This window comes from Micromonospora sp. NPDC047762 (genome assembly GCF_043204655.1).
Classification (GTDB): domain Bacteria; phylum Actinomycetota; class Actinomycetes; order Mycobacteriales; family Micromonosporaceae; genus Micromonospora.
On sequence record NZ_JBIDCQ010000012.1, the window covers coordinates 621 to 25,837 of the forward strand.

The following is a 25,217-nucleotide window of genomic DNA, read 5'->3' on the forward strand; positions in this document are numbered from 1 at the left end:
CTGTGCGGCCCGCCTGTGCGGCCCGCCTGTGCGGCCCGCCTGTGCGGCCCGCCTGTGCGGCCCGCCTGTGCGGCCCGCCTGTGCGGCCCGCCTGTGCGGCCCGCCTGTGTGGCCCGCCCGGCCGAGCCGGTCGGCTCCGGTAGGCGGTGCGGCGGGAGTGGAACGGCCGCGGCCATCGGTGCGGCACCACGGCACCACGGCGGGGCGGGCGGCACCACGGCGGCGCGGGCGGCACGGCGGCGCGGGCGGCACCAGGGCGGGGCGGCGGGACGGCCGACGGGTGTGACCGCCAGGCCGCGGGCCGGGCGGGCGGCGATCGGATGGGTGGGTACGGCGGGTGCGGGAACAATGGCGGTGGCGGGCTGGTTGTGGAGGGTGTCGGTGTGACTCAGTGTCCCCGGGCCTCACCTAATATCGCCCTCGCGGAATACCGTTCGGCTGGAGCCGCGTCGTGCCACTCGCCGAGAGGCGACCTGCACACCGACACCAGCGCCGCCCCCGGCCCACCAGCCGAGGGCGGCGCTGTCTGTGCTCCTGTCAGATCGTCGCGGCACAATGGCCGGGTGACTGATGCGCAGTCGTGGTCCGAGCAGTCGGGCGTACTCGTACTCCCCCGTGGGGCGACGGTGCGCGGTCGCCGCATCGCTGCTGCGACCTCGCCCGCCGACTTCGCCGTGCTGCTGGCACCTGGCCCGGAGCCCGCCTGGCCGTACCGGCGAATCCGTTGGCCCGATTTCTGGGTGCCGCTCGACCGCGCCGAAGCCCTCGACGTCCTACGGGAGGCGCTGCGACGGGCCCACGACGGTGAACGTGTCGAGGTGGCCTGTCGGGGTGGGTTGGGTCGCACCGGGACGGCCCTGGCCGCGCTGGCGATCCTCGACGGTCTGCCGGTCGAGCGGGCGGTGCCGTGGGTGCGGGCCGGTTACCACCCGAAGGCGGTGGAAACCCCCTGGCAGCGGCGCTGGCTGCGCCGCGTCACCTGACGCCGCCGGAGCGCCGCCGCCGGAGCGCCGCCGCCGGAGCGCCGCCGCCGGAGCGCCGCCGCCGGAGCGCCGCCGTGACGCCGCGCCAGCCGACCGCATCCACCGGCGCCGCCGGACCACTACCGCCGGACCACTACCGCCGGACCACTACCGCCGGACCACTACCGCCGGACCACTACCGCCGGCCCGCAGCCGCTCGTGCCGGCACCCGTCGCCGCTGTGCGCCGGCCGGTGGCGGGTACCGGCGTCAGCCCTGGCCGATCACCGCCGGGTCGTTGACGTACTCGCGGAGGTGCTTGGCGGTGAGGGTGTCGCCGGTGGCGACCAGTTCGGCCGGTGTGCCGGTGAAGACGATGCGGCCGCCGTCATGGCCGGCGCCGGGGCCGAGGTCGATGAGCCAGTCGGCGTGTGCCATGACCGCCTGGTGGTGCTCGATGACTATCACCGTGTTGCCGGCGTCGACCATCCGGTCGAGCAGGGCCAGCAGTTGGTCGACGTCGGCCAGGTGCAAACCCGTGGTCGGCTCGTCGAGGACGTACGTGGTGGTCTTCTCGGCCAGGTGGATGGCGAGCTTGAGTCGTTGCCGCTCCCCGCCGGACAGGGTGGTCAGCGGCTGGCCGAGGCTGAGGTAGCCCAGCCCGACGTCGACCAACCGGCCGAGGACGAGGTGCGCCGCCCCGCTGGGGAAGAACGCGTACGCCTCGGTGACGGACATGGTCAGCACCTCGTGGATGTTCTTGCCGCGCAGCGTGTACGTGAGCACCGTGTCGGTGAAGCGCCGTCCCTCGCACCGTTCGCAGACGCTCGCGACGCCGGCCATCATCGCCAGGTCGGTGTAGATGAGGCCGATTCCCTTGCAGGTCGGGCAGGCACCCTCGGAGTTGGCGCTGAACAGCGCGGCCTTGACCCCGTTGGCCTTGGCGAAGGCGGTGCGGATCGGGTCGAGCAGCCCGCTGTAGGTGGCCGGGTTGCTGCGTCGTGAGCCGCGGATCGGGGACTGGTCGACGATGACGACCCCGGACCGGCCGCGCAGGGAGCCGTGGATCAGTGAACTCTTGCCGGAGCCGGCCACGCCGGTGACCACGGTGAGGACCCCGAGCGGGATGTCCACGTCCACGTCGTGCAGGTTGTGCAGGTCGGCCTGGCGGATGGCGAGCTGCCCGGTGGGTTGGCGTACGTCGGAACGCACTGTCACCCGGTGGTCCAGGTGCCGGCCGGTGAGCGTGTCGGAGCGGCGCAGGCCGGGGATGTCGCCGGTGAAGCAGATCCGGCCGCCGTCGGTGCCGGCGCCCGGGCCGAGGTCGACCACGTGGTCGGCGATGGCGATGGTCTCCGGTTTGTGTTCCACCACCAGCACGGTGTTGCCCTTGTCTCGCAGCCGCAGCAGCAGGTCGTTCATCCGGGCGATGTCGTGCGGGTGCAGGCCGACGGTGGGTTCGTCGAAGACGTAGGTGACGTCGGAGAGGCTGGAGCCGAGGTGCCGGACCATTTTCACCCGTTGCGCCTCGCCGCCGGAGAGGGTCGCCGACTCGCGGTCCAGGCTGAGGTAGCCCAGACCGATCTCGACCAGGGAGTCCAGCAGGTCGCGGAGGTTGGCGACGAGTGGCGCGGCCCCCGGGTCGTCGACGGTGCGGACGAACGCTGCCAGGTCGCTGATCTGCATGGCCGAGCAGTCGGCGATGTTGCGCCCGGCGATCCGTGACGACAGGGCGGCCGCGTTGAGTCGGGTGCCGCCGCAGTCGCCGCAGCTGGTGAAGGTGACCGCCCGGTCGACGAAGGCGCGGATGTGCGGTTGCATCGACTCGCGGTCCTTGGCCAGGAGGAGCCGCTTGACCTTGACCGCCAGCCCTTCGTACGTCCAGTTGTTGCTGCCCACCTTGATCTTGGTGGCCGGCTTGTGCAGGAAGTCCTCCCACTGTTGCGGGGTGAAGTCCTGGAGTTTGACGTCCGGGTCGAACAGGCCGGAGCCGACGATGGTCTGCCAGTACCAGGAGTCGACAGCGAAGTTGGGCACTGTGATCGCGCCGTCGTTGAGGGAGCGCTCGACGTCGACCAGCTCGTTGACGTCGAGGTCGGAGACCCGGCCCAGCCCTTCGCAGGTGGGGCACATGCCCTCGGGCAGGTTGAAGCTGAACGCCCCGGCGCCGCCGATGGACGGTTGGCCGAGCCGGCTGAAGAGGATCCGCAGCATCGCGTACGCGTCGGTGGCGGTGCCGACGGTGGAGCGGGAGTTGACCCCCATCCGCTCCTGGTCGACGACGATGGCCGCGCTGAGGTTGCGGAGCGAGTCGACGTCCGGCCGGTTGAGGTTCGGCATGAACGACTGGAGGAACGCGCTGTAGGTCTCGTTGATCATGCGCTGGGACTCGGCGGCGATGGTGCCGAAGACCAGCGACGACTTGCCCGACCCGGAGACGCCGGTGAAGACGGTCAACCGGCGTTTGGGGATGTCGACCGAGACGTCGGCGAGGTTGTTCTCCCGCGCCCCCCGTACCTCGATCATGTCGTGGCTGTCGGCGGCGGACCATGCTGGCTGCGACATACGAACCCTTCACGGAGTCGTGGCGGGACTTTGCCCCGCCGGGCACTGGCGGGTTCCATTGTCTCATTCATCCCCATGTAGATAGTTCTGACGAAGTTCGAGCGCAGGCAGCGGAGCTACGTCCGGGAAAGTCTCAAATCACGTCGTAAGCGGTACGGTGGCTCGCGTGGACGTCGTCTCGCAGGATCGGCTGCGCGCCGTGGACCTGGCGGCCACCGTCGGGATCTCGGTGCAGCAGGTGCGCAACTACGTCGAGTTGGGGGTGCTGCCGCCGGTGCGCCGCACCGCCAGCGGCTACCGGATCTTCACGACCGAGCACGCCCGGGCGCTGACCGTGGCGCGGCGGTTGGCCGAGGGGCACGGTTGGAGCCGTACCCGGGAGATCATGGCCGCGGTGCACGCTGGTGACCTGCCGGCGGCCCTGGCGGCGCTCGACGGCGGCCATGCCGAGCTGGACCGGGAACGCGCCGAGATTCGCCGGGTGCTCGGCGCCTTCGAGACCGTGCTGGCCAGCCCGCCGGCGACCCGACCCGCACCACGCCACGGCGCCCGCATCGGCGAGGTCGCCGCAGTGGTCGGGGTCCGGACCTCGCAGCTGCGGCTGTGGGAGGAGCGCGAGCTGCTGCGGCCGGGCCGCACTCCGGGGACCAACTACCGGGTGTACGACGAGGCGGAGCTACGCGCGGCGCAGGTCATCGCGTTGCTGCGGCGGGGCGCGTACCCGTTCGAGATCATCGCCGCGGTGCTGGGCGAGCTGCGGACCACCGGCAGCGCCCAGCGGGTCCGCGCCGAGCTGGGACGCCGCGAGCAGGAGCTGCACACCCGCAGCCTGCGTCGGCTGCGGGGCAGCGCCGCCCTGCACGACTACCTGCGCGCTCGCGGCGACGCGACTTGACCGGCATCCCGTCCCGCCGGGCGATCCTCCTGACTAGGGTCGGGCACATGAGAGCTGCGCTGCTGGCGGCCACGACGTCCGCCGTCCTGCTCGCTCCCGTGCCGGTCGGTGCGACGGGAGCGTCCGCCGCGCCGACGGTGCGCTGCCCCCGGGTCCCGGTGCCGGCGGCGTCCCGCCCACCCCGGCCGTCGCCCCCGCCCGCCGTGCCCGAGCAACGGATGATCGGCGGCGCGGCGCTGGACACGGCCGGCCTGGTCGTGCCGTCCGGCGCCGCCGCGCCGCCGCGGGTCACCGCCACGTCGTGGCTGGTCGCCGACCTGGACAGCGGCCAGGTGCTCGGCGGCTGCGGCCCCCACGAGTACGGCACACCGGCGAGCGTGCAGAAGCTCCTGCTGGCGGCCACGATGCTGCCCAGGCTCGACCCGAAGCAGGTTGTCACAGTCACCGACGCGGACATGAACATCGAACCCGGCTCGTCGGCCGTGGGCCTGGTCGCGGGCGGCCGGTACACCATCGAGACCATCTGGCTCGGGTTGCTGCTCAACTCCGGCAACGAGGCCGCCAACGCCCTCGCGCGACTCGGCAGCGGAACGGACAGCGCCGCTGGCGTACGCGCCATGAACGAGCAGGCCCACCACCTCGGCGCGCTCCAGACGCACGCGGTCACCCCGTCCGGGCTGGACGGCAAGGGGCAGTTCACCAGCGCGTACGACCTGGCGCTGATCGCCCGTGCCTGCTTCGCCGAGCCGAACTTCCGTCGGTACGCGCTGACCGAGCAGGCGTCGATTCCGGTCCAGCCGGCGCAACGCACCAAGGGCTTCGAGATCCAGAACGAGAACCAGCTCATCTACCGGTACCCGGGGGCGCTCGGCGGCAAGACCGGCTTCACCGACCTGGCCCGGCACACCTACGTGGGGGCGGCGGAACGCGGCGGGCGGCGGCTGGTGGTGACCCTGCTGGGCGCCGAATCGGCACCGGTGCGCGGCTGGGAGCAGGGCGCGGCCCTCCTGGACTGGGGCTTCACGCTGCCGCGGGACGCCGCCGTGGGTCGACTGGTCGAGCCCGGCGAGCTGACCGCCACCCCGTCGGCGGCGCCGTCCGCGCTGGCGGCACCCGGCGCGCCCCGACCAGCGGCGGCCAGCGGGCCCGCGGCTACCGGCTCGGGGTGGCTCTGGTCGGTGATGGCGGTCAGCGGCGCGACGGTGGTCGCGTTGATGGGCGGCGTGCTGTGGCGGCGTCGCCGTCGGATGCCCTGACGGATCGACATCGGGCGCTGCCATCCATAGACTCCGGTCTTTCTGGCTCCACCAGTCCAGGAGGATCCCTGTGTCGAGTGAACTCGAACCGCGCCCCGCAGTGGCGGCACCCCGCCGACCGGTGCGCGCCCTGACCCGCCTCGCGGGGGTGACAGTGCTCGCCGGGGTGCTGGTCGTCGGCTCGTCCGCCACGGCGCTCGCCGACCCGGGCCCGTCGGCCGACCCGGTGCGCGTCTCCGCCGCGCCGACCGTTGCTGCCGACGCCGCCACCCGACCGCCGCGCACCACCCACGGCCCGTGCGCGTACACCGAGACCCCGGATGAACCCGCGGCCCGGCCGGTGCCGCTGCCGCCCGACCCGCGACGCACCCCGGCCCGGGGCAGCGTCCGGGTGACCCTGGCGACCAACCACGGGCCCATCGGGTTGACACTGGACCGGGCCGCGGCGCCGTGCACGGTGCAGAGCTTCCTGCACCTGGTGAGCAAGCGGTTCTACGACCGCACCCCGTGCCACCGGCTCACCGCGTACCCGACGCTGAGCGTGTTGCAGTGCGGTGACCCGTCCGGTACCGGTGAGGGCGGTCCGGGCTACCGGTACCGCGACGAGTTGCCGACCGACCTGCCGCCCGCGCCCACCGACCCGACCGGCGAGCGTCGGGTGTACGCCCGTGGCGTGCTGGCCATGGCCAACGCCGGGCCGGACACCAACGGCAGCCAGTTCTTCCTGGTCTACGCCAACTCCGCGTTGCGCCCCAACTACACGATCTTCGGCGAGGTCGACGGGGCGGGCCTGGCCACGCTGGACCGGATCGCCGCCGGGGGAGTGGCACCGACCGCCGAGGACCCGGCACCGGTCGACGGCGCGCCCGCACTGCCGGTGACCATCCGCAAGGCCGTCCGCTGGCACCACCACCACTGACCGTGCGGCGCGGTGGGTGACCGTCGGTCGCTCACCGCGCCGACCGTGGGTGGCTCCCGGTCAAGCGCGGCCTCGCCGGAATTTTCGGGAACGGACCGGAACCGGTCCAACCGGTTTCCGACGCAGGTCAGGCCGTCACGCCGAGGCGGGCGACCCGGTCAGCGGTGCGGCGGTGCTGTCCCGAACGACCAACTCGGTGGCGAGTTCCACCCGGGGCGAGTCGATGCCCTCGCCCTGGGCCAGGCGCAGCACGGTCCGGGCAGCCAACCGTCCCATCTCGACCAACGGCTGGCGCACGGTGGTCAGCGGCGGTGAGGCCCAGCGGGCTTCCGGCAGGTCGTCGAACCCCACCACGCTCACGTCGTCCGGCACGCGCAGCCCGCGCCGCCGGATGGCCTCGTAGACGCCGAAGGCCATCTGGTCGCTGGAGGCGAAGATGCCGGTCGGGGGGTCGGCGAGGTCGAGCAGCGCGGTCCCGCCGGCGAAACCGGAGGCGTGGTAGAAGTCGCCTGGATAGATCAGCGCGTCGTCCACCGGCACCCCGGCGGCCTCCAGCCCGGCCCGGTAACCGTCGAGCCGGGCCCGGCTGCACAGCAGGTGCGTCGGCCCGGCCACGAAACCGATGCGCCGGTGCCCGATGGCGAGGAGATGTTCGGTCGCGGCGAGCCCGCCGGCCCAGTTGGTGGCGCCGATCGTGGGCACGTCCATGGCCGGTACGCCGGCCGGGTCCACGACCACCACCGGCACGTTGAGGCGACGCAGTTGCGCGTGCAGTGGCGGGCTCAGATGCGAGGTCACGAAGATGACGCCGTCGGTGGCCCGGGTGCGCAGGTTCTGCAACCACTGCCGGGCCGCTGTGGGTTGCCGGTGGATCGCGGAGACCACGGTGCCGACACCCGCGCCGTGCCCGACGTCCTCCACGCCGCGAATGATCTCCACGGCCCAGGGGCTGTCCAGGTCGTTGAAGACCAGATCGACGAGACCGGCGCGGCGAACGCTGCGGCTGGTGCGACGCCGGTAGCCGTGGTGGCGCAACAACTCCTCGACCCGCTCCCGGGTGTCCGGGGCCACATCGGAGCGTCCGTTGAGCACCCGTGACACGGTCGGCACCGAGACTCCGGCCTCCCGTGCGATCGCGGTGATGGTCACCCTGCGTCCGTCGTCCGCGCCCACCCGCGTCTCCTTCACCGAGCCGGAGGAACGACCACCAGGCGTCGCCCACCGTGTGTCCCGAAACGGCGTGCCCGTTCCACGCGTCATCTTGCCTCACCGACGGGGGTTGACGACATGCCAGGCCGACCGAAGCTTCGCTTGAGTTGCGGAAAAGTTCCGGAGATTTTCCGGTTACTTTCGGTTGGCGGACCAGATGGATCCTGGGATGGTGGCCCTGGTCGGGCTGATAGACAGGACTCGTGCGCTACCGCCTGGCCGTCGTGCTCGCGCTCGCCGCGTTGCTGGGCGGCTGCTCGCGGCCGGAGCCCCGCCCCGCGCCGGCCGCGCCGCAGCCGACGTCGGCGAGCCCCACACCCACGCCGACCCCGTCCACCTCCGTGCCGGCCCCGCTACCGGGGTTCGTGGTGCTGACCGACCTCGACCCGCGCATTCACGCCGACATCCGCTACGCCACACCGCACAACTTCGTCGGCCGACCGATCGCCGGCTACCGCGAGCCGCTGTGCCTGCTCACCCGGCAGGCAGCCGAGGCGCTGCGCCGCGTACAGGACGCCGCGCTGGCCAGCGGGCACAGCCTCAAGGTGTACGACTGCTACCGCCCGCAACCGGCGGTGGACGACTTCGTCGCCTGGTCGAAGCGCCCCGACGAGCAACAGACCAAGGCCGAGTTCTACCCGGACCTGGCCAAGAACCGGCTCTTCGCCGACGGTTACATCGGCGCGCCCACCGCGCACAGCCGCGGCAGCACCCTGGACCTGACCCTTGTCGACGAGCCCGCCGCCAGCCAACCTCCGTACCGGGTCGGGCAACCACTGGTCGCCTGCACCGCGCCGCGCGGGCAGCGCTTCGCCGACAACAGCATCGACATGGGTACGGGCTTCGACTGTTTCGACCCGCGGGCGCACACTGCCGACCCCCGCATCACCGGGACGGCACGGGACAACCGTCGCTTGTTGCAGCGGCTGATGACCGACGCCGGGTTCGTCAACTACGACCGTGAGTGGTGGCACTACAGCCTGAGCGACGAGCCGTACCCGGACACGTTCTTCGCCGCCCCGGTCGCCCGCTCCTCGGTCGGCTGACGTCAGGTCCAGTAGAGGACCCGGCAGGCCGGCACGCGGGCGGTGAGTTCGGTGGTGAACCAGTCGCGCAGCTCGGTCATCTGCTCGCGAGGGTAGACGTACTTCACCGCGCCGAACTTGCCGTGCTTGCGGGTGCGGGACTCCTCGTCCATCTCCAGCCGGGTACGCGGGTACCAGCCGAGCAGCACCTCCTTGCTGCCCGGCGTGAACCGGTGGGTGATCAGCTCGGCGGTCAGGTCCAGGTCGGGCACCCCGTCGACCGCCGCGCGGACCTGGTCGAGCAGTTCGCCGTAGCGTTCCCGCCAGTGCGGCAGCGCGATGATCGGCGCGATGGTCAGCCCGACCGGGTAACCGTCGAGGGCGAGCCGGCGCAGCGCGGCCAACCGGTCCGGCACCCGGGCGGTGCCGCCCTCGAACCGTTCGCTCACCGGTGCGCAGTTGACGCTGAAGCGGACCCGGGTCCGACCGGCGTGCGGCAGCCCCACGAAGGTGTCCACATCGGCGTACTTGGTGGTCCAGCGCAGTTGCACGGGGGCGTCCCAGTCGGCGAAGTGCTGCACCGCGCGCCGCCAACTGCCGGTCAGGTGCTCCAGGGCGAGCGGGTCGGTGTAGCAGGACGCCTCGAAGGTGGTGCCCTCGTCGGCGCGCCGCGCGTTGCGGCTGGTCACCGTGCCGCGCCCGGCGTACGCGGCCAGCCCGGCGAGGATGTCGTCGAGGTCGGCGTACACCCGGGTCACCGGCGGGCCGGACAGGGATCCGGCGAGGTAGCAGTACTGGCAGTGCGCCGGGCAGCCCTCGGCCAGGTCGACCCGCCAGTCGGCGCTGGGCGCGATGGGTTGCAGCACGCGCCGCGAGGGTGGGCTCACCACTATCGCCAGCGTCGACTTGGCCCGGGCGTAGGTTTCCCGGTCGGTCTGCCCGCGTACCCCGGTGAGCCGGTTGGCGCGCAGGTGTTCCACCTCGATTCCGAGTGCCCGCACCCGTTCGACGATCCGCTGGCCGTGCGGGTGGTCGAGCGCGGCGGGGGTGGCCACCACCCGGCTCGGGGTCCAGCGGCGCGCCGACCGGGTCGGTGGCGCGAGGCCGGCGAGGTCGCGGGTCGGCACGCGTTCGCCACTGGCGTCGTGCGGCGCGGCGGGCACGTCCACGGCGAGCGGCTGGTCGACGTCGACGCCGTCCGGGCTGGTCACCGGGCCGGGGTACCCGCTGCCGCAGGAATCCCACCCGTTCGGGCGATCGGCGATTGACGCGATCAGGTCAGAGGAATAACCTTTCGTCTATCTGTAAACCTTGTGAACAGATGTACCTCGACGCGGCGGCGCGCGTCCCCACCGAAGGGACGATCAGGTGATCGCAGAACTCTCCTCCCGTACCAGACGAATCCTGTCGTTGTTCGTCGCCCTGGTCGTCGCGCTGACCGCCGGTGTCGCTGTCAGCGCCTCGCGAAGCGCGCAGGCCGCGCCGACGTTCAAGGTCCTGGCCTTCTACAACGGCACCTGGGACGCCGCGCACATCGACTTCGTCAAGGACGCCCGGGCCTGGTTCCCGCAGGCCGCCGCCCAGCACGGTTTCTCCTGGGAGGCCACCAACAACTGGAGCCTGCTGAACACCTCCAACCTGGCCCAGTACAAGGTCGTCATGTTCCTGGACGACGCGCCGCCCACCGCGCAGCGGGCCGCGTTCCAGCAGTACATGCAGAACGGCGGTGCGTGGCTGGGCTTCCACGTCAGCGCGTGGACCGACAACCCGTCGAGCTGGAGCTGGTACTACAACACCTTCCTCGGCACCGGCTCGTTCCAGACGAACACCTGGGGACCCACCCGGGTCACGATGCGCGCCGACAACCGCACCCACGCCGCCACCCGGAACCTCCCGGCGACGTTCCCGTCATCGATCAGCGAGTGGTACTCCTGGAGCAACGACCTGCGGCAGAACCCCAACATCGACATCCTCGCCTCGGTCGACCCGTCCAGCTTCCCGGTCGGCACGGACCCCAACCAGTCCTGGTACGGCGGCTACTACCCGCTCGTCTGGAGCAACCGGCAGTACAAGATGCTCTATGCCAACTTCGGTCACAACGCGATGAACTACAGCACCAACACCGGGCTGTCGTCCACCTTCGACAGCGCGCAGCAGAACCAGCTGCTGATCGACGGGCTGCACTGGCTGGCCGGCGTCGGCACCGTCCCGCCGACCACGCCCCCGCCCGCCGACGGCATCTCGCCGACCGCCTGGCACACGGTTGTCAACCGGGGCAACGGCAAGTGCGTGGACGCGCGGGCCGCGGCCAGCGCGAACGGCACGGCCATCCAGCAGTACGCGTGCAACAGCAGCACCGCGCAGCAGTACCAGTTCGTGCCGACCAGCGGCGGGTACCTGCGGGTCAACAACCGCAACAACAGCGCCCAGGTGCTCGACGTGACCGACCGGTCGACAGCCGACTCCGCACCCATCCAGCTGTGGTCCTACAGCGGCGGCAACAACCAGCAGTGGCGGGCCGAGCCCGAGGGCGGCGGCTACTACCGCCTGGTCAACCGCTCCAGCGGCAAGTGTCTCGACGTGCCGGGCGCATCCACGGCGGACAGCGTCCAGCTCATCCAGTACGCCTGCAACGGCACCGCGGCGCAGTCCTTCCGACTGGTGCCGCAGTCATAGCCCCACCGCCACGTCCGCGCCGGGGTGAACCGCGACTCGCCCCGGCGCGGACCCGGCGGCGCGTGTGAACCGGGCGGCGAGGTTCTCCAGCGACTCGCCGCCGGTGTGCAGCAGGCAGGTCCGCTCGTCGATCGACTCCAACAGACCCGCAGTGGTGGGGATCCGTTGCGCCATCACCTCGGCCGACGCGTGCAGGCGTACCCGGGCGGGCTGTGGCCAGCGTCCACCCGGTGCCGCAGCCGGGACGGCAACGACTGCTCCAGCTTGGCCAACGCCCGCAAGGTCTCCTCCGACCGCAGACGGGGTGTGAGAGCGCCGGTTATTCGGTTGCCCGACCCGACGAAGGCCTGCTGAACTACCCGAAACCGCTACCAACCTCCAGGGAGCACCAATGCGCGCTGCGTCGATGTCCGACCAGAAGGGATCTGTCTCCCACCTGAAGGACCTGACGCTGCGTGAAAACCCTGAACCTCGGCATCCTGGCTCACGTCGATGCCGGTAAGACCAGCCTGACCGAGCGGCTGTTGCACGACGTCGGTGTGACCGACCAGCTCGGCCGGGTCGACGCGGGCAGCACCCGGACCGACACCCTGGCACTGGAACGGCAACGCGGCATCACCATCCGCTCGGCTGTCGTCTCCTTCGTGCTGGACGACGTGACCGTCAACCTGATCGACACGCCCGGTCACCCGGACTTCATCGCCGAGGTCGAGCGGGTGCTTGGTGTGCTCGACGGCGCGGTGCTGGTGATCTCCGCGGTGGAGGGCGTGCAGCCGCAGACCCGGGTGCTGATGCGAACTCTGCGCCGGCTGCGCATCCCGACGCTGATCTTCATCAACAAGGTCGACCGGGCCGGGGCAGACCCCGACCGGGTCTTCCAGGCGGTCGCCGAGAAGCTCACGCCGAGCGTCCTGGCGATGGGCGCGGTGGCGATGCCGGGGACCCGCAGCGCCCACTGGACGACGTACGGGCCCACCGACCTCGCCTTCAGCGACCGGCTGCTCAACCTGCTCACCAGCCAGGACGACGTGCTGCTCGCCGACTGGGTGGCGGACACGTCCTCGCTGCCGTACTCACGGCTACGCGCTGCGTTGGCGACGCGGACCGGCCGCGCGCTGGTGCAGCCCGTGTACGCCGGCTCGGCGATCACAGGTGCCGGGGTGCACGCGCTGATCGCCGGGATCACCGAGCTGTTGCCCACCGTCCAGGGTGACGCCGACGCCCCGGTCTCCGGCACCGTGTTCGCCATCGAACGGGGTCCAGCCGGAGAGAAGATCGCAGTGGTCCGGCTCTTCGCCGGCACGATCCGGATTCGCGACCGGGTCCGCGTCGGCGCTGTCGACGCTGAACTGGTCACTGCCGTACGAGTCGTCGCCCATGGGGCCGACGTGGTGGCATCGGCGGTCGAAGCCGGTCACATCGCCCGGTTGTGGGGCCTCAGGCGCGCTCGGATCGGCGACCCGGTGGGCGTACCACCCGAACGTGCCGGCACCGACCGCCACTTCGCGCCACCCAGCCTGGAGACCGTGGTGGTGCCGACGCGCCCCGCAGACCGGGTCGCGCTGCACGCCGCGCTGATCCAGCTCGCTGAGCAGGACCCGCTCATCAACCTGCGGCAGGACGACCGGCAGCACGAGATCGCCGTGTCGCTCTACGGCGAGGTGCAGAAGGAGGTCATCCAGGCCACCCTTGCCGACGACTTCGGCCTGGGGGTGACGTTCCGGGAAACCAGCACGGTGCACGTGGAGCGGGTGTGCGGCGTCGCTGGGGCGGTGGAGGTGATCGCGGTGGCGCCCAACCCGTTCCTGGCCACCGTCGGGCTGCGGATCGCGCCGGCGCCGACCGGTGCCGGCGTGACGTTTCGGCTCGGCGTCGAGTTGGGGTCGATGCCACCGGCCTTCTTCACCGCCGTGGAGGAGACCGTGCGCCGAACCCTGCGCCAGGGCCTTCACGGGTGGGAGGTCCCCGACTGCGAGGTGACGATGACTCACGCCGGTTACTGGGCGCGGCAGAGCCATTCCCACGGGACCTTCGACAAGAGCATGTCCAGCACGGCGGGGGACTTCCGCAGTCTCACCCCGTTGGTGCTGATGGCCGCACTCGCTCGTGCCGGCACCCGCGTCCACGAGCCGGTACACCGCTTCCGGCTGGAGGTGCCGGGTGACGTCCTCGGCACGCTGCTGCCCGCGCTCACCCGGCTGGACGCGGTGCCGACCGAGGCCACCGGGCAGGGCGCGTCCTACCTGGTGCAGGGTGAGATCCCGGCCGGTCTGGTGCACGCGTTGGAGCGTCGCCTGCCTGCGCTGACCCGGGGGGAGGGCGTGCTGGAGACCGAGTTCGGCTGCTACCGGCCGGTGCGTGGCCCCGCCCCCGTCCGGGCCCGCTGGGACAACAATCCGCTGGATCGCAAGGAGTATCTGCTGGCGGTCGCGCGCCGGGTCAGCGGCCGGTAGCGACGATATCCATTGCGGACGCGTCGCAGCCCTCCTACTGTCGTCGGTGCACCGTCAACCGAGCAACCCGGAGGGAGTACGCCATGTCGCGACGCGTCCGCACCGACGCCCGCTGGTGTCTGCTCCCCGCCGGCACCCCTTTGCAGCTCACCGCCAATGCCCGTGCCTACCGCCCAGCGCGGCGTCACGAGCCGGGGTGGCGCGACTGACGCCGACACTGACGCGTCCGCCGGCCGCCCATCCCCACTGGGATCGGGCGGCCCTTTCGTATCCGCGCACCGCCGCTGGCCGCCAAATATGATCATTAACGGTCACCGCACGACAGAAGGAGACCACTATGGGATTCACCCCCCTCGCCGGTACCCGGGCACCGGTCCGGGTCTGGACCGACCCGTACGCCATCGAGCCGCAGGCCGCCAGGCAGCTGCGCAACATCGGCGCGCTGCAGTGGGTGCAGGGTGTCGCCGTCATGCCCGACGTGCACTTCGGCAAGGGCGCCACGGTCGGATCGGTGATCGCGATGCGGCAGGCCGTCTCGCCGGCCGCGGTCGGCGTCGACATCGGCTGCGGGATGTCCGCGGTGCGTACCTCGCTGACCGCCGCCGACCTGCCGGACGACCTGGCCGGGCTGCGCTCCGCGATCGAGGCCACCATCCCGGTCGGCTTCGCTCAGCGCACGGACTCGGTCGACACCCGTCGGATCCGGGGCCTGGAGCAGGCCGGCTGGGACGACTTCTGGGGTCGGTTCTCCGGCCTGGACCGGCGGGTGGCGCAGCTGGAGACGCGGGCGCAGCGGCAGATCGGCACCCTCGGCGGGGGCAACCACTTCATCGAGGTCTGCCTGGAGCAGGGCGGCGCCGACGAGGGGCGGGTCTGGCTGATGCTGCACTCCGGGTCCCGCAACATCGGCAAGGAGCTGGCCGAGCGGCACATCGGGGTGGCCCGAAGGCTGCCGCACAACGTCGACCTTCCGGACCGGGACCTGGCCGTGTTCCTCGCCGGGACGCCGGAGATGGACGCGTACCGGCGGGATCTCTGGTGGGCGCAGGAGTACGCGCGGCGGAACCGGGCGGTCATGCTGGCCCTGCTCTGCGGTGTGGTGCGTGAGCACTTCCCGCAGGTCGGCTACGACGAGCCCATCAGCTGCCACCACAACTACGTCTCGGAGGAGAGCTACGACGGGGTGGACGTGCTGGTGACCCGCAAGGGCGCCATCCGGGCCGGCCGGGGTGACCTGGGCATCATCCCCGGGTCGATGGGCACCGGGTCGTACATCGTGCGGGGGCGGGGGAACCCGGACGCATACTGCTCGGCGTCGCACGGGGCGGGGCGTCGGATGTCTCGGGCGCAGGCCAAGCGGACGTTCAGCACGGAGGACCTGGCCGCGCAGACCGCCGGGGTGGAGTGCCGCAAGGACGCCGGGGTGGTCGACGAGATCCCCGGCGCGTACAAGGACATCACCGAGGTGATGGCCCAGCAGGAGGACCTGGTCGAGGTGGTCGCGCACCTCAAGCAGGTGGTCTGCGTGAAGGGCTGACGTGCCGTGCGGGCCGGGGAGACCGGCCCGCACGGCCGCTGGTCAGAAGCCGACGAAGACCCGGCGCAGGTCGTCGAGGGTCACCGGGCCGGTCACCTGCACCCCGTCGGGGGTGTGCTGAGCGCCCAGCCGTCCGGTGGCCAGCCGCAGCCACGCCTCGGCCGGGGCCACCAGTTCCCCGTCGGGGCGCTCCGGCGCGTCGACGATCTCGATCTTCTCGCCCAGCCGCAGCCCGAACGTCCGCTCGGGCGCGTGCAGCCGGACCAGCACCGTGGCCTCCCGGCCGGCCAGCTCCTGCGGCCGGCTGGTCCAGGCCAGCATGCCGCCGATCTGGTCGAGCAGCAGCGCCACCGCCCCCGGCGTCACCGCCGCGAACGCGTTGAACGCCACCTCGGCGTCCCACTGGTGCAGGGCGAACTCGCTGAGCCGGAAGCGGGCCGCGGTGGCCACGTCGACCGGTTCCGGCAGGAAGCCGAGGTCGATCCGCATCGAGGCCCGGGTCTCGGCGTCCAGCGCCTCGTACGCCTCGACCAGCCGTTCGTTGGTGGCGAGGAACCCGGCGGCGTGCTCGGCCGGGGACATCGCGTCCCAGCGCGCCCAGACGCCACGGTTGAAGTCCCCGTCCGGGCCGGGCGCGCCGGAACGGGCGGCGTCCAGCGTCGCCAGGTTGATCTCGGCGCCGCTGCCCAGGTGGCTCAGCACCTGGGAGACCTGCCACTCGCTGGCCCCCGACGGACGCAGCAGGTCGTCCTCCTTGAGGTCCCGTACGAGCGCGGCGAGCTCCTCGTGGCCCGCGCGCAGAGCGGTGATGATCTGGTCAGCAGGGGTCGACATGGATCTCCTCAAACGGATTTTTCGACGATGGTCCGGACGCTACCGGACGTGGCCGCCGGCCGGCCCGCCCCGTGTCGGGCGCGTTCCGGCCGGCGGCCACGTCGGTCAGGCTCAGCCCATGTGCACTGTGTTGCCGGTCGGGATGTCCTCCTTGCGGACCTTCACCAGGACCAGGGTGGCCAGTCCGGCGAGCACGATCAGCGCCGCGCCCCAGGCGAAGGCCACCCGGTAGCCGTGCACCAGCGCCTCGACCTGGTTGACCGGGTTCGGCGCCCGGCCGACCAGATAGGCGGCGACCGCGCTGGTGTAGAAGGTGTTCAGCAGCGCGGTGCCGAGCGAGCCACCGATCTGCTGGGTGGCGTTGAGCGTCGCGCTGGCCGCCCCGGCGTCGTGCTCCGGCACCCCGACCAGGGCGAGGCTGGACAGCGGGACGAAGGTGAAGCCCAGCCCCAGGCCCAGGACGACCTGCGCGGGCAGCAGGTGGGTGAGGAACGAGGTGTCCACGTCGATCTGGGTCAGCACCAGCATGCCCAGGGCGGCGAGCACCGAACCGGCGACCATCAGCGGCTTGGCACCCAACCGGGGCATCAGCTGGCTGGCGCCACCCGCGGCGATCAGCACACCGGCGGTGACCGGCAGGGATGCGAGACCGGCTTCGAGGGGCTTGTACTGCAACACCACCTGGAAGTAGAAGGTCAGGAAGAGGAACGCCCCGAACAGGCCGGCGCCGATCAGCGTCGAGGTGAGGAACGCCCCACCCCGGTTACGGTCCAGCACGATCCGCAGTGGCAGCAGCGGGTGGCTGGAGCGCAGCTCGACCACCACGAAGGCGGCGAGCAGCACCACGCCCGCGGCGATGAAAGCGAGCGTCGCGGTGGCGTCCCAGCCGTCCTCGGCGGCCTTGGTGAAGCCGTAGACCAGGGAGACCAGGCCGGCGGTCACCAGGATCGCACCGGGTACGTCGTAGCGGGTGTTGCCGTGGGCCCGGCTCTCCGGTACCAGTGGCAGCGCGAACGCGATGGCGATGGCGGCGACCGGGATGTTGACCAGCAGGCACCAGCGCCAGTCGGCGTACTCGGTGAGCACACCGCCGAGCAGCAGGCCGACCGCCGACCCGCCGCCGGCGATCGCGCCGTACACCGCGAAGGCCTTGGCCCGCTCGGTGGCCTCGGTGAACAGGACGGTGAGCAGCGCCAGCGCGGCCGGGGCGAGCAGCGCGCCGAAGGCGCCCTGCAACGCGCGGGCGGCGAAGAGCATCTCACCGGTGGTGGCCAGTCCGCCCAGGGCGGAGGCGAGCGCGAAACCGGTCATGCCGACCAGGAAGGTGCGCTTGCGCCCCCAGTAGTCCGCGATGCGACCGCCGAGCAGCAGCAGACCACCGAAGGTCAGCGTGTAGGCGGTGATCACCCACTGCCGGTTCGCGTCGGTGATCCCCAGGTCGGCCTGGGCCTGCGGCAGCGCGATGTTCACGATCGTGGCGTCCAGGACGACCATCAACTGTGAGACCGCGATGACCGCCAGCGCGATCCAGCGCCGCGGGTGCGGTGCGCCAGTCGACGGCCCGGCGCTGGGCGCGCCGGGCGCGGTCGAGGTGGTTCCGGGCATGGTGAAGCCTTCCGTGGTGCGAATATCGGTGAATCAGGCCGGCGAGGGACGGTCGTGCTGATAGCGGAGTACCGGGATCAGCACCTGGTCGACGACCTGGGTGAGGAACGCGTCATCGGCGGGTAGGCCGTGCGCGACGATGCGGGACATGGTGAGCGCGGGCGCCAGATCGTGGAACAGCTCCCGCTCGCCGGCCTCCGGCGGAATCTCCCCGCGGGACGCGGCCCGGACCAGGATGGCGGTGGTCGCCACCCGCCCGGCCGGCAGCACCTGGTGACGCACCAGGCGTTCCAGCTCCGGGTTGGTCCGCATGGCGAAGGTCAACGCTTGCATGAGGTCGCAGTCGGCAGTGCAGATCGCGGCCGTGGCCCGCAGCAACTCGATCAGGTCGCCGCGAAGGGAGCCGGTGTCGGGCGGGTTGTGAACACCCACCTGCCGGTCGCGCAGGGCGGCGACGACCAGCTCGGCCTTGCCGTCCCAGCGTCGGTAGATGGTGGCCTTGCTGACGTGGGCGCGGGCGGCGACGGCGTCGATGGTCATCCGGTCGAAGCCGACCTCGCGCACTGTGTCGATGACGACGGTGAAGAGGTCGCTGTCGGTGCAGCGCGGAGCCCGGGCTGCCGGCACCCCGGCGCCCGCGCCCACCTGCTGACCACCCAGCATCTCGACCCCCCCGCGAAACGATGTCGTACTGACCATAGTTCGCGGTTGGCTGGTCGTGCAGGGTTTCGTGAGTTGCCTCGCACTCGGCCGACGAAACGGTGACGTTTCACCTGGAGTCAGCCCGGGTGTCAGGATCGGCCCGGGTCGTGGTCAGGAACCCAGCGCCACTTCCACCTTCTTGCGGGTGCCCCAGCCGGTGCGCCAGCAGGTGGCGACGCCGTACCAGCGGATCGCCCGCAGCACGACCAGGGCGAACACCACAGCGACGGGCGTGAGGAGCCAGGTGCCCCACTGGTAGGCGGTCGACTGGTCCGATCGTCGCACCGTCATGTAGCGGAGCGCCTGCCCGTACCCCACGATCAACGGCACGGCCACCAGCCACGGAATCGCCCGCGGATCGGGGTCGATGATCGGCGACAGGACTGCCACCGCCACGAACAGCACCGTCGCGACCACCGTGGCCGCCCAGCGCAGCAGATGCAGCCACCACGCGATCGACCGCAACGACAGGTACCGGACCCGCCACCAGGTCCTGATGAAGCTGCCGCGCATCCAGCGCAGGAACATCCGGCAGAAGTGCCCGGCGTTCTCCGGCATGAGGGAGAACGCGAACGCCGACGGCTGCTGCACGGTACGTCCCCGGACCATCGCGAAGAGGGTGAGGAGGGAGTCGTCGGAGAAGGGCACCCGCTGGCCGAAGAACGTCTCCGTCAGATACGCCCCGAGGTTGTCGCGAACCACCTCCGCGCGGTAGGCGGCGATCGGGCCCGAGTTCACCCACACACACCCGAACACCGACAGCGACGACCGGTCGGTGAGCTGCCCGGTCACCAGCCACAGGTCGGTGAACCGGGTGAGGAAGCTGCTGCGCACATTCGCGGCCATCACCACCCCTGCGACGGACTGCACCGCCGGGTCGGCGAAGGGCTTCAACAACTCCCTGAGGGCGTTCGGGTCCGAGATGGTGTCCGAGTCCACCGTCCAGTAGATGTCGGCTGCCGGTGTCGACCGCACCGCGGCGGCCTGGGCGTGCCGCTTCCCGGCATTGGGTTGGATGTGCCAGGCGGCGATGATCCCGTGTACGGGGGCGACGTCGAGAAACCACCGCTTGATCGGCTGGTAGCCCTCGGTCAGCTTCGACCCGTCGTCCACCACGTAGATGGTGTCTGGTTTGCGCGTTTGGAAGATCATGGATTCGAGGCAGGCTCGCAGCGCGCCCGGATCCTCGTTGTACGCCGGCACGATACCCACCACGTGCAGAGCGTCGAGGTGCCCCTGCATCCGGTCGGTGACCACGGCGGGCTTCTCCAGATAGGAGGTGCCGAGCTGCCAGATCAGCAGCAGAAACATGGTGGCGTACGCGAAGGTGAAGCGGTGACCGCCTCCGTCGATGGCGCCGATCACGGCGAGGACGTGATGGGCGGTCCACGCCGCCGCGGCGGCCAGGACGACCGCCGCGGCGAACAGGACACGACCCCTCGTGACGCTCGCGGTCACTGTCCGACCGACTGCTGACGACGGAACGTCATTCGGATCATGATGAAGCCGACGAGGACGGCGGTCGCTCCGGTGAGGGCGATGGTGAGCGGCAGGGGGAGGGCGTAGCCGCCGATACCGGCCGCGCCGCCGATCGTGACAACGCCCATACCGGTACGGGGAAGGCTGCCACCGGACATGATGTATCTCCGCTCTGTGAGGGATGGTGAGGCTGTCGCGGCGATCGACGCGACTCCGATACGGCCGATCGCCACAGCGCTGAACAGCGAATATGACTCTGCGCAACGACGCGCTCACGTTGGCAAACATGTCTGTGCAGGTCAATCTCGAAGTTCACGGGCACGGTCGTCCGGTCCGGTCCGACGAACCGTCCCGCTGCCGGCGTGTCGGAGACTTTCTCACCGGCTCTATGGCGTGTGACCTGCGCTTTCGCCGATTGGCCGCGCCAGCCCGGAGAATGCCGACGTAGAGTCGCTCTGTCGGGTAGACGTCAGGCCCGCACGTCGATGTCGACAAATGGATGACGCACCGGGTTAACACCCTCTCGGGCAGGGCGGTCAGTCGCGAGGTGCGAGGACCACCGGCACTGCCATCGTGTGGATCCGCTCGCCGTTCTCGGCCGACACCTCGTACACCTCCACGGTGCCCTTCTGTTCGCGGACCGTGCGCCAGCCGACCACGACGCGGTAGCCGCCCCGGCAGCCGCTGCCGCAACTGGCGGTGCCGAAACCGGTGGCCACCTGCCGGCCGGCGGCGTCCAGCACCCGGACGCTCACCGTCGCCTCGAACACGGTGGCGGTGCCGGTGACGACGAGGGGAGCGGAGACGCGCTCACCGGGGATCGGGCCGGTGACCACGATCGGTGGCAGCAGGTCCGCGTAGTCCGCCCGGTCGACCGGGGCCGCGTCGTCGAGGCGGACCTGACGCACGCTGGGGAACTGGGTGAGCGTCAACACCACCTGCGCCTCGCGTAGCCGCCGGGTTGCCGGGTCGCCGACGGCCGGCACCCGCAGCGTCGCCATGCCGTCGGCGATGCGGGTGACCTCGACCCCGGCCGGAAGCAGGGTGATCATCCCGGTGGCGGCCTCGGCCGGGCTCGGCCCGGCGGCCAGTTCCGTCAGCGCCAGCCGGGACGTCGCGACAGTGCCCGGCCGGGTGCGCCGGGTCGGCACCAGCAGCCCGGCGCGGACGTACCACAGCTCCACTGTCACCGGGTCCAGCCGGCGCGTGCCGGTGGACGCCGTCGTCCACGGACCCGGCGGCCGGTTCGTGGCTGGTGGTGTCGGTGCCGCGGCCCGGGTCGGGGTGGGTTCCGGCCGGTCGGTGGGTGCGGCGCTCGGCGGCGGCGCGGTGGGCGCCAGGCCGAGGTCACCGGAGCGGGACGTGCCGCAGCCGCCGAGCAGGAGCGCCGCGACCAGCGCCGTTGCGCCCAGCCCGACCGCGCCGCGGCCGGTCACCCCACACCGCCCGGCGTGCCGGCGGTACGCCCAACCGGGCCCGGGTGGACGGCGTCGTCCGGGTCCGGCAGGTCACCGTGCGGGCCGGCGGGCCCGGCGACGGGCAACTCCAGCCGGAACCGGGTGCCCTCGCCCGGTTCGCTGCGCACGCTCAACGCGCCGCCGAGCACGTCGGCGTGCTCCCGGGCGATGGCCAGCCCGAGCCCGCTGCCCGGCGCGGAGCGGGACGGGTCGACCTGGTGGAACCGGTCGAACACGCGGGGCAGGTGCTCGGCCGGGATTCCCGGCCCCTCGTCGGTCACCTCGAAGACGACCAGGGGCCCGGCGCCCACCACACTGGCCGTGATCTCGCCACCGCCGTGCTCGACCGCGTTGGCGACGAGGTTGGCCAGCACGCGCTCCAGCCGTCGCCGGTCGGTGCGCGCCGCGACCGGAACACCGGTGACCCGCACCCGGGGGGACCAGCCGCGCGCCGTCACGATGTCGTGCAGCAGCGCCAACGCGTCGACCGGCCCGACGGCCAGCTGCTCCCGCCCTGCGTCCAGCCGGGAGATCTCCATCAGATCCTCGACCAACCGGCGCAGCCGGACCACGTCGCCGACCAGCAACCGGGCCGCCGGCCGGGCGTCGTCGGGCAGGTGGTCGAGGTGCTCGCGCAGCAGCGACGCCGCGGCCACCAACGCGGTCACCGGGGTACGCAGCTCGTGCGCGACGTCGGCGGTGAACCGCCGCTCGCGGGCCTGCGCGGCCGACAGCGCCGCGATCTTCGACTCCAGTGCCTCGGCCATCTCGTTGAAGGTCGCCGCCCAGACGCTGAACTCGTCGCGCCCGCGTACCGGCAGGCGGGTGGCGAGCAGACCCTCGGTGAGTGCTCGGGCGGCCCGGCTGGCCCGGCCCACCGGCTCCAACGTCCGGCGCGCCAACGCGTGACCCACTGCGGCGGCGAGCAACACCACCAGCACCCAACCGGCCACCAGAGCGGTGCGTAGCTGACCCAGGTCGGTGGCGACGTCGTCCTCCACGGTCAGGACGTACAGCTCGGCGGTCGAGCCGGGGATGCGCCCACCGATCACCAGCAGCCGAGGACGCTCCGCCGGCGCGGAGCGCTGATAGCCGAGCCGCCCGTCCGCGACGACGGCCCGCAGCCGGGTGCCCAGCACCGGGGCGTACGCGGGGTGCGAGGCGCGGGTCGGGCCGTCGACGAGCAGCACGTGCCGACCGCTGGCCTCGAAGCTGGTGAGCAGTTCGGTGCTGCGCTGCTCGGTCAGCGGCAGGAACTGCCCAGCGAGAACGAGCTGGTAGCGGGCGTCGGCGGCGGCCTCGTGCAGCGACGCGTCCAACCAGGACTGCCGCAGCAGCAGCCCGGTCCCGCCGGCGAGCAGCCCGGCCGAGACGCCGGCGACCAGGACGAACGCGATCGTCAGCCGGCGCCGCAGCCGCCCGGGCAACACCGCGCGTCCGGCCATCGCCGCCCCCGTCAACCCGTCGACAGTTTGTAGCCGGCACCACGTACCGTCCGGATCAGCAGTGGCTGCGCCGGGTCGTCCTCGACCTTCGCGCGTAGCCGCTGCACCGCCACGTCGACCAGTCGGGAGTCGCCGAGGAAGTCGTGGTTCCAGACCAGGTCCAGCAGCAGCTCCCGGGTGAAGACCTGACCGGGCCGGCGGGCCAATTCCAGGAGGAGGCGGAACTCGGTGGCGGTGAGCGCCACCTCCCGGCCGTGCCGGCGGACCACGAAGCCGCCCGGGTCGATCTCCAGACTGCCGACCTCGATGACGGTCGAGGGGGTCGGCAGACTGACCCTGCGCAGCACCGAGCGAACCCGGGCCACCAACTCGGGCAGGTCGAAGGGCTTGCGCAGATAGTCGTCCGCGCCGCACTCCAGACCGACCACCACGTCGATGGTGTCGGTGCGCGCGGTCAGCATCAGGATCGGCACCTGGCTGGTGCGCCGGATCTCCCGGCAGACCTCCAGACCGTCGAGGCCCGGCAGCATGATGTCGAGAACGATGAGCTCGACCGGGTGGGCGCGGAACGCGGCCAGAGCCTGCCGCCCGTCCACAGCGGTGTCGACCCGGAAACCGGCGCGGCGCAGACCGAGGGCGGTGACCTCCCGGATCGAGAAGTCGTCCTCGACCACCAACACGCGGCCCTCCATCACCCGAGGGTAGACCCGGCGCCACAGTGCGTAGTCCTGGCGGAACGGCCGACATCGGCGGCCGGCTGGCCCCCTCCGGGCGCCGCCGAACCGCTACCGTCAGGGGCCTTTGGCACCCCTGGACCAGCTGACACGAAAGGGCACGACGTGAAACGTCATGGCTGCGTGATCCGACTCCGCCCCGAGCAGCGGGAGACCTACCTGAGGTTGCACGCGGCCGTCTGGCCGAGCGTGGAGAAGACGCTGCGCGAGGCGAACTTCCGCAACTACACCATCTTTCTCCACGACGATCTGCTCTTCGGCTACTACGAGTACGTGGGCGAGGACTACGAGGCCGACCTGCGGCTGATCGAGGCGGACCCGCAGACGCAGGAGTGGTGGAAGCTGACCGACCCCTGTCAGGAGTCGATCGCCGAGCCCGGCTCGGGGGACTGGTGGGCCCCGATGCGCGAGGTCTGGCACCTGGCCGACGAGGCTTAGGTCGACGATGTCGATCATGGAGTTGTGGTGCCCGTTTCGGAGACAGACGGTCGGTTTGTCACCCACCACAACTCCATGATCGGCGAGGCTGCGGGGTCGTCTCGAAAATCGCCGACAAGAATTCTGGGCGTGCTGTCGATTGGGACCGGTTCAGTTCGTAGCCCTGGTGAGAGCCCGGCATCGCAACGGGCCGCACACCCACTGGAGGGCACGATGACCAGCACTGCGAACACGACCCGCGCCACCACGAACGTCGGTGCGCTGATCCGGACCGGTGTCGCCGCCACTGTCGCGGCGAGCGTCGCCACCATGGCCGTCGCCGCCGTCGGACACCTGGCCGGGATCAGCCTCGAGGTGGGCGGCGCCCCGATCCCCGTGACGGGGTTCGGTGTGCTGACCGCTGTCTTCTCGCTGATCGGTGTGCTGATCGCCGGTGTGCTGGCGCGTTTCGCCCGGCGCCCCCGGGTCACGTTCGTTCGCACCACCGTGGTGCTGACGGCCCTGTCCCTGGTGCCGGACGTGATCGCCGACGCCGGGATGGCCACCAAGGCGCTGCTGATGCTCACCCACCTGGTCGCGGCCGCGATCGTGATCCCCGCCCTCGCGCGCCGCCTGGCCGCCTGACCCGCACCCGTCCCACCATCGAGGTACCGGAGGATCGTCATGAAGCAGTACCTGCTGTCCGTGCACGTCGTCGAGGGCGCGCCGACGCCGACCGACGAGGAAACGCAGACCATGTTCAGGGAGACCGGCCGGATCAACGACGACATGCAGGCCGCTGGCGCCTGGGTGTTCGGCGGGGGACTCACCTCGCCGGAGAGCGCCACCGTCGTCCGGGTCGAGAACGGCACCACCGCCATGAGCGACGGACCGTTCGCCGAGACGAAGGAGCACATCGCCGGGTTCTGGATCATCAAGTGTGCGGACCTGGACGCGGCGCTGGCCTGGGCCGAAAGGTGCGCGGCGGCCTGCGGCCCGGTCGAGGTACGCCCCTTCGACGACCTGTCCCAGGCCTGACCGGCAGCCGG

24 protein-coding genes are annotated in these 25,217 nt (G+C 71.6%); 12 read left to right on the forward strand and 12 right to left on the reverse strand.

Going from position 1 to position 25,217, the window contains the following annotated elements:
• The first annotated feature begins 563 nt into the window (after nt 1–563).
• Nucleotides 564–983: a protein-tyrosine phosphatase family protein gene (locus ACGF3C_RS29390; protein ID WP_393226928.1), complete on the forward strand. Its 420-nt coding sequence runs from the start codon at nt 564–566 to the stop codon at nt 981–983.
• Nucleotides 984–1,230: 247 nt separating this feature from the next.
• Here the strand turns inward: ACGF3C_RS29390 and ACGF3C_RS29395 are convergent, their stop codons facing one another.
• Entirely contained in the window at nt 1,231–3,525 is a 2,295-nt protein-coding gene (locus ACGF3C_RS29395) for an ATP-binding cassette domain-containing protein (protein WP_393226930.1), read from the reverse strand.
• 166 nt (nt 3,526–3,691) lie between these two features.
• Between ACGF3C_RS29395 and ACGF3C_RS29400 the strand changes: the two genes are divergently transcribed.
• The 3 genes from ACGF3C_RS29400 to ACGF3C_RS29410 all read left to right on the forward strand — a co-directional run bounded on the left by ACGF3C_RS29400 (nt 3,692) and on the right by ACGF3C_RS29410 (nt 6,595).
• A complete protein-coding gene (locus ACGF3C_RS29400) occupies nt 3,692–4,420 on the forward strand; it encodes a MerR family transcriptional regulator (protein ID WP_393226932.1) in 729 nt (242 codons plus the stop codon).
• Nucleotides 4,421–4,467: 47 nt separating this feature from the next.
• Nucleotides 4,468–5,676 (forward strand): D-alanyl-D-alanine carboxypeptidase family protein, encoded by a 1,209-nt coding sequence (locus ACGF3C_RS29405; RefSeq protein WP_393226934.1) that lies wholly within the window; start codon nt 4,468–4,470, stop codon nt 5,674–5,676.
• A gap of 70 nt (nt 5,677–5,746) precedes the next feature.
• On the forward strand, nt 5,747–6,595 hold the full coding sequence (locus ACGF3C_RS29410) for a peptidylprolyl isomerase (protein ID WP_393226936.1): 849 nt from the start codon (nt 5,747–5,749) through the stop codon (nt 6,593–6,595).
• 135 nt (nt 6,596–6,730) lie between these two features.
• Here the strand turns inward: ACGF3C_RS29410 and ACGF3C_RS29415 are convergent, their stop codons facing one another.
• Entirely contained in the window at nt 6,731–7,768 is a 1,038-nt protein-coding gene (locus ACGF3C_RS29415; protein ID WP_350864793.1) for a LacI family DNA-binding transcriptional regulator, read from the reverse strand.
• 239 nt (nt 7,769–8,007) lie between these two features.
• Between ACGF3C_RS29415 and ACGF3C_RS29420 the strand changes: the two genes are divergently transcribed.
• A complete protein-coding gene (locus tag ACGF3C_RS29420; RefSeq protein WP_393226938.1) occupies nt 8,008–8,850 on the forward strand; it encodes a M15 family metallopeptidase in 843 nt (280 codons plus the stop codon).
• 2 nt (nt 8,851–8,852) lie between these two features.
• On the opposite strand, the gene ACGF3C_RS29425 is transcribed toward ACGF3C_RS29420, so the two are convergent.
• The gene (locus ACGF3C_RS29425; protein WP_357234293.1) at nt 8,853–10,040 is read right to left on the reverse strand and encodes a spore photoproduct lyase family protein; all 1,188 of its coding nucleotides are present in this window, start codon (nt 10,038–10,040) and stop codon (nt 8,853–8,855) included.
• Between the two features lie 157 nt (nt 10,041–10,197).
• Here ACGF3C_RS29425 and ACGF3C_RS29430 point away from each other — a divergent pair, with 157 nt between their 5' ends.
• The gene (locus ACGF3C_RS29430; RefSeq protein WP_393226940.1) at nt 10,198–11,505 is read left to right on the forward strand and encodes an RICIN domain-containing protein; all 1,308 of its coding nucleotides are present in this window, start codon (nt 10,198–10,200) and stop codon (nt 11,503–11,505) included.
• On the opposite strand, the gene ACGF3C_RS29435 is transcribed toward ACGF3C_RS29430, so the two are convergent.
• Nucleotides 11,500–11,679, reverse strand: a complete 180-nt coding sequence (locus ACGF3C_RS29435) for a hypothetical protein (RefSeq protein ID WP_357234001.1) — start codon at nt 11,677–11,679, stop codon at nt 11,500–11,502. The genes ACGF3C_RS29430 and ACGF3C_RS29435 overlap by 6 nt on opposite strands.
• 281 nt (nt 11,680–11,960) lie before the next feature.
• Here ACGF3C_RS29435 and ACGF3C_RS29440 point away from each other — a divergent pair, with 281 nt between their 5' ends.
• The 3 genes from ACGF3C_RS29440 (at nt 11,961) to ACGF3C_RS29450 (ending at nt 15,495) form a co-directional block, all read left to right on the forward strand.
• Entirely contained in the window at nt 11,961–13,958 is a 1,998-nt protein-coding gene (locus ACGF3C_RS29440) for a GTP-binding protein (protein WP_393226942.1), read from the forward strand.
• A gap of 83 nt (nt 13,959–14,041) precedes the next feature.
• Nucleotides 14,042–14,167 carry a hypothetical protein gene (locus tag ACGF3C_RS29445; RefSeq protein WP_357233995.1) on the forward strand — a complete coding sequence of 42 codons (126 nt, stop codon included), beginning with the start codon at nt 14,042–14,044 and terminating at the stop codon, nt 14,165–14,167.
• Between the two features lie 128 nt (nt 14,168–14,295).
• Entirely contained in the window at nt 14,296–15,495 is a 1,200-nt protein-coding gene (locus tag ACGF3C_RS29450; RefSeq protein ID WP_393226944.1) for an RtcB family protein, read from the forward strand.
• 42 nt (nt 15,496–15,537) lie between these two features.
• Here the strand turns inward: ACGF3C_RS29450 and ACGF3C_RS29455 are convergent, their stop codons facing one another.
• The 8 genes from ACGF3C_RS29455 to ACGF3C_RS29490 all read right to left on the reverse strand — a co-directional run bounded on the left by ACGF3C_RS29455 (nt 15,538) and on the right by ACGF3C_RS29490 (nt 23,709).
• Nucleotides 15,538–16,329: a maleylpyruvate isomerase family mycothiol-dependent enzyme gene (locus ACGF3C_RS29455; RefSeq protein ID WP_393226946.1), complete on the reverse strand. Its 792-nt coding sequence runs from the start codon at nt 16,327–16,329 to the stop codon at nt 15,538–15,540.
• Between the two features lie 111 nt (nt 16,330–16,440).
• The gene (locus tag ACGF3C_RS29460) at nt 16,441–17,934 is read right to left on the reverse strand and encodes an MFS transporter (RefSeq protein ID WP_393226948.1); all 1,494 of its coding nucleotides are present in this window, start codon (nt 17,932–17,934) and stop codon (nt 16,441–16,443) included.
• Between the two features lie 33 nt (nt 17,935–17,967).
• Nucleotides 17,968–18,597 (reverse strand): TetR/AcrR family transcriptional regulator, encoded by a 630-nt coding sequence (locus ACGF3C_RS29465; protein ID WP_357225453.1) that lies wholly within the window; start codon nt 18,595–18,597, stop codon nt 17,968–17,970.
• A gap of 150 nt (nt 18,598–18,747) precedes the next feature.
• Nucleotides 18,748–20,094, reverse strand: a complete 1,347-nt coding sequence (locus ACGF3C_RS29470; RefSeq protein ID WP_357204020.1) for a glycosyltransferase — start codon at nt 20,092–20,094, stop codon at nt 18,748–18,750.
• A complete protein-coding gene (locus tag ACGF3C_RS29475; protein WP_355009118.1) occupies nt 20,091–20,273 on the reverse strand; it encodes a hypothetical protein in 183 nt (60 codons plus the stop codon). The genes ACGF3C_RS29470 and ACGF3C_RS29475 overlap by 4 nt, the downstream gene beginning before the upstream one ends.
• Before the next feature lie 378 nt (nt 20,274–20,651).
• On the reverse strand, nt 20,652–21,551 hold the full coding sequence (locus ACGF3C_RS29480) for a Gmad2 immunoglobulin-like domain-containing protein (RefSeq protein ID WP_393226951.1): 900 nt from the start codon (nt 21,549–21,551) through the stop codon (nt 20,652–20,654).
• Nucleotides 21,548–23,017 (reverse strand): HAMP domain-containing sensor histidine kinase, encoded by a 1,470-nt coding sequence (locus ACGF3C_RS29485; protein ID WP_357225442.1) that lies wholly within the window; start codon nt 23,015–23,017, stop codon nt 21,548–21,550. The genes ACGF3C_RS29480 and ACGF3C_RS29485 overlap by 4 nt, the downstream gene beginning before the upstream one ends.
• Before the next feature lie 11 nt (nt 23,018–23,028).
• A complete protein-coding gene (locus ACGF3C_RS29490) occupies nt 23,029–23,709 on the reverse strand; it encodes a response regulator (protein ID WP_393226953.1) in 681 nt (226 codons plus the stop codon).
• A 147-nt stretch (nt 23,710–23,856) separates the two neighbouring features.
• Between ACGF3C_RS29490 and ACGF3C_RS29495 the strand changes: the two genes are divergently transcribed.
• The 3 genes from ACGF3C_RS29495 to ACGF3C_RS29505 all read left to right on the forward strand — a co-directional run bounded on the left by ACGF3C_RS29495 (nt 23,857) and on the right by ACGF3C_RS29505 (nt 25,206).
• Nucleotides 23,857–24,189: an L-rhamnose mutarotase gene (locus ACGF3C_RS29495; protein WP_366613039.1), complete on the forward strand. Its 333-nt coding sequence runs from the start codon at nt 23,857–23,859 to the stop codon at nt 24,187–24,189.
• A 213-nt stretch (nt 24,190–24,402) separates the two neighbouring features.
• Nucleotides 24,403–24,813, forward strand: a complete 411-nt coding sequence (locus ACGF3C_RS29500) for a DUF6069 family protein (protein WP_357225433.1) — start codon at nt 24,403–24,405, stop codon at nt 24,811–24,813.
• A gap of 39 nt (nt 24,814–24,852) precedes the next feature.
• Nucleotides 24,853–25,206, forward strand: coding sequence for a YciI family protein (locus ACGF3C_RS29505; RefSeq protein ID WP_393226956.1), 354 nt, complete (start codon nt 24,853–24,855; stop codon nt 25,204–25,206).
• Nucleotides 25,207–25,217 lie beyond the last annotated feature (11 nt).

What these genes read in the sequence shown, in the direction of transcription:
- ACGF3C_RS29490 (WP_393226953.1), bottom strand. Translation starts at nt 23,709, where the DNA reads ATGGAGGGCCGCGTGTTGGTGGTCGAGGACGACTTCTCGATCCGGGAG.
- ACGF3C_RS29460 (WP_393226948.1), bottom strand. Translation starts at nt 17,934, where the DNA reads ATGCCCGGAACCACCTCGACCGCGCCCGGCGCGCCCAGCGCCGGGCCG.
- ACGF3C_RS29450 (WP_393226944.1), top strand. Translation starts at nt 14,296, where the DNA reads ATGGGATTCACCCCCCTCGCCGGTACCCGGGCACCGGTCCGGGTCTGG.
- ACGF3C_RS29500 (WP_357225433.1), top strand. Translation starts at nt 24,403, where the DNA reads ATGACCAGCACTGCGAACACGACCCGCGCCACCACGAACGTCGGTGCG.
- ACGF3C_RS29465 (WP_357225453.1), bottom strand. Translation starts at nt 18,597, where the DNA reads ATGCTGGGTGGTCAGCAGGTGGGCGCGGGCGCCGGGGTGCCGGCAGCC.
- ACGF3C_RS29505 (WP_393226956.1), top strand. Translation starts at nt 24,853, where the DNA reads ATGAAGCAGTACCTGCTGTCCGTGCACGTCGTCGAGGGCGCGCCGACG.
- ACGF3C_RS29395 (WP_393226930.1), bottom strand. Translation starts at nt 3,525, where the DNA reads ATGTCGCAGCCAGCATGGTCCGCCGCCGACAGCCACGACATGATCGAG.
- ACGF3C_RS29445 (WP_357233995.1), top strand. Translation starts at nt 14,042, where the DNA reads ATGTCGCGACGCGTCCGCACCGACGCCCGCTGGTGTCTGCTCCCCGCC.
- ACGF3C_RS29485 (WP_357225442.1), bottom strand. Translation starts at nt 23,017, where the DNA reads ATGGCCGGACGCGCGGTGTTGCCCGGGCGGCTGCGGCGCCGGCTGACG.
- ACGF3C_RS29455 (WP_393226946.1), bottom strand. Translation starts at nt 16,329, where the DNA reads ATGTCGACCCCTGCTGACCAGATCATCACCGCTCTGCGCGCGGGCCAC.
- ACGF3C_RS29405 (WP_393226934.1), top strand. Translation starts at nt 4,468, where the DNA reads ATGAGAGCTGCGCTGCTGGCGGCCACGACGTCCGCCGTCCTGCTCGCT.
- ACGF3C_RS29475 (WP_355009118.1), bottom strand. Translation starts at nt 20,273, where the DNA reads ATGTCCGGTGGCAGCCTTCCCCGTACCGGTATGGGCGTTGTCACGATC.
- ACGF3C_RS29435 (WP_357234001.1), bottom strand. Translation starts at nt 11,679, where the DNA reads ATGGCGCAACGGATCCCCACCACTGCGGGTCTGTTGGAGTCGATCGAC.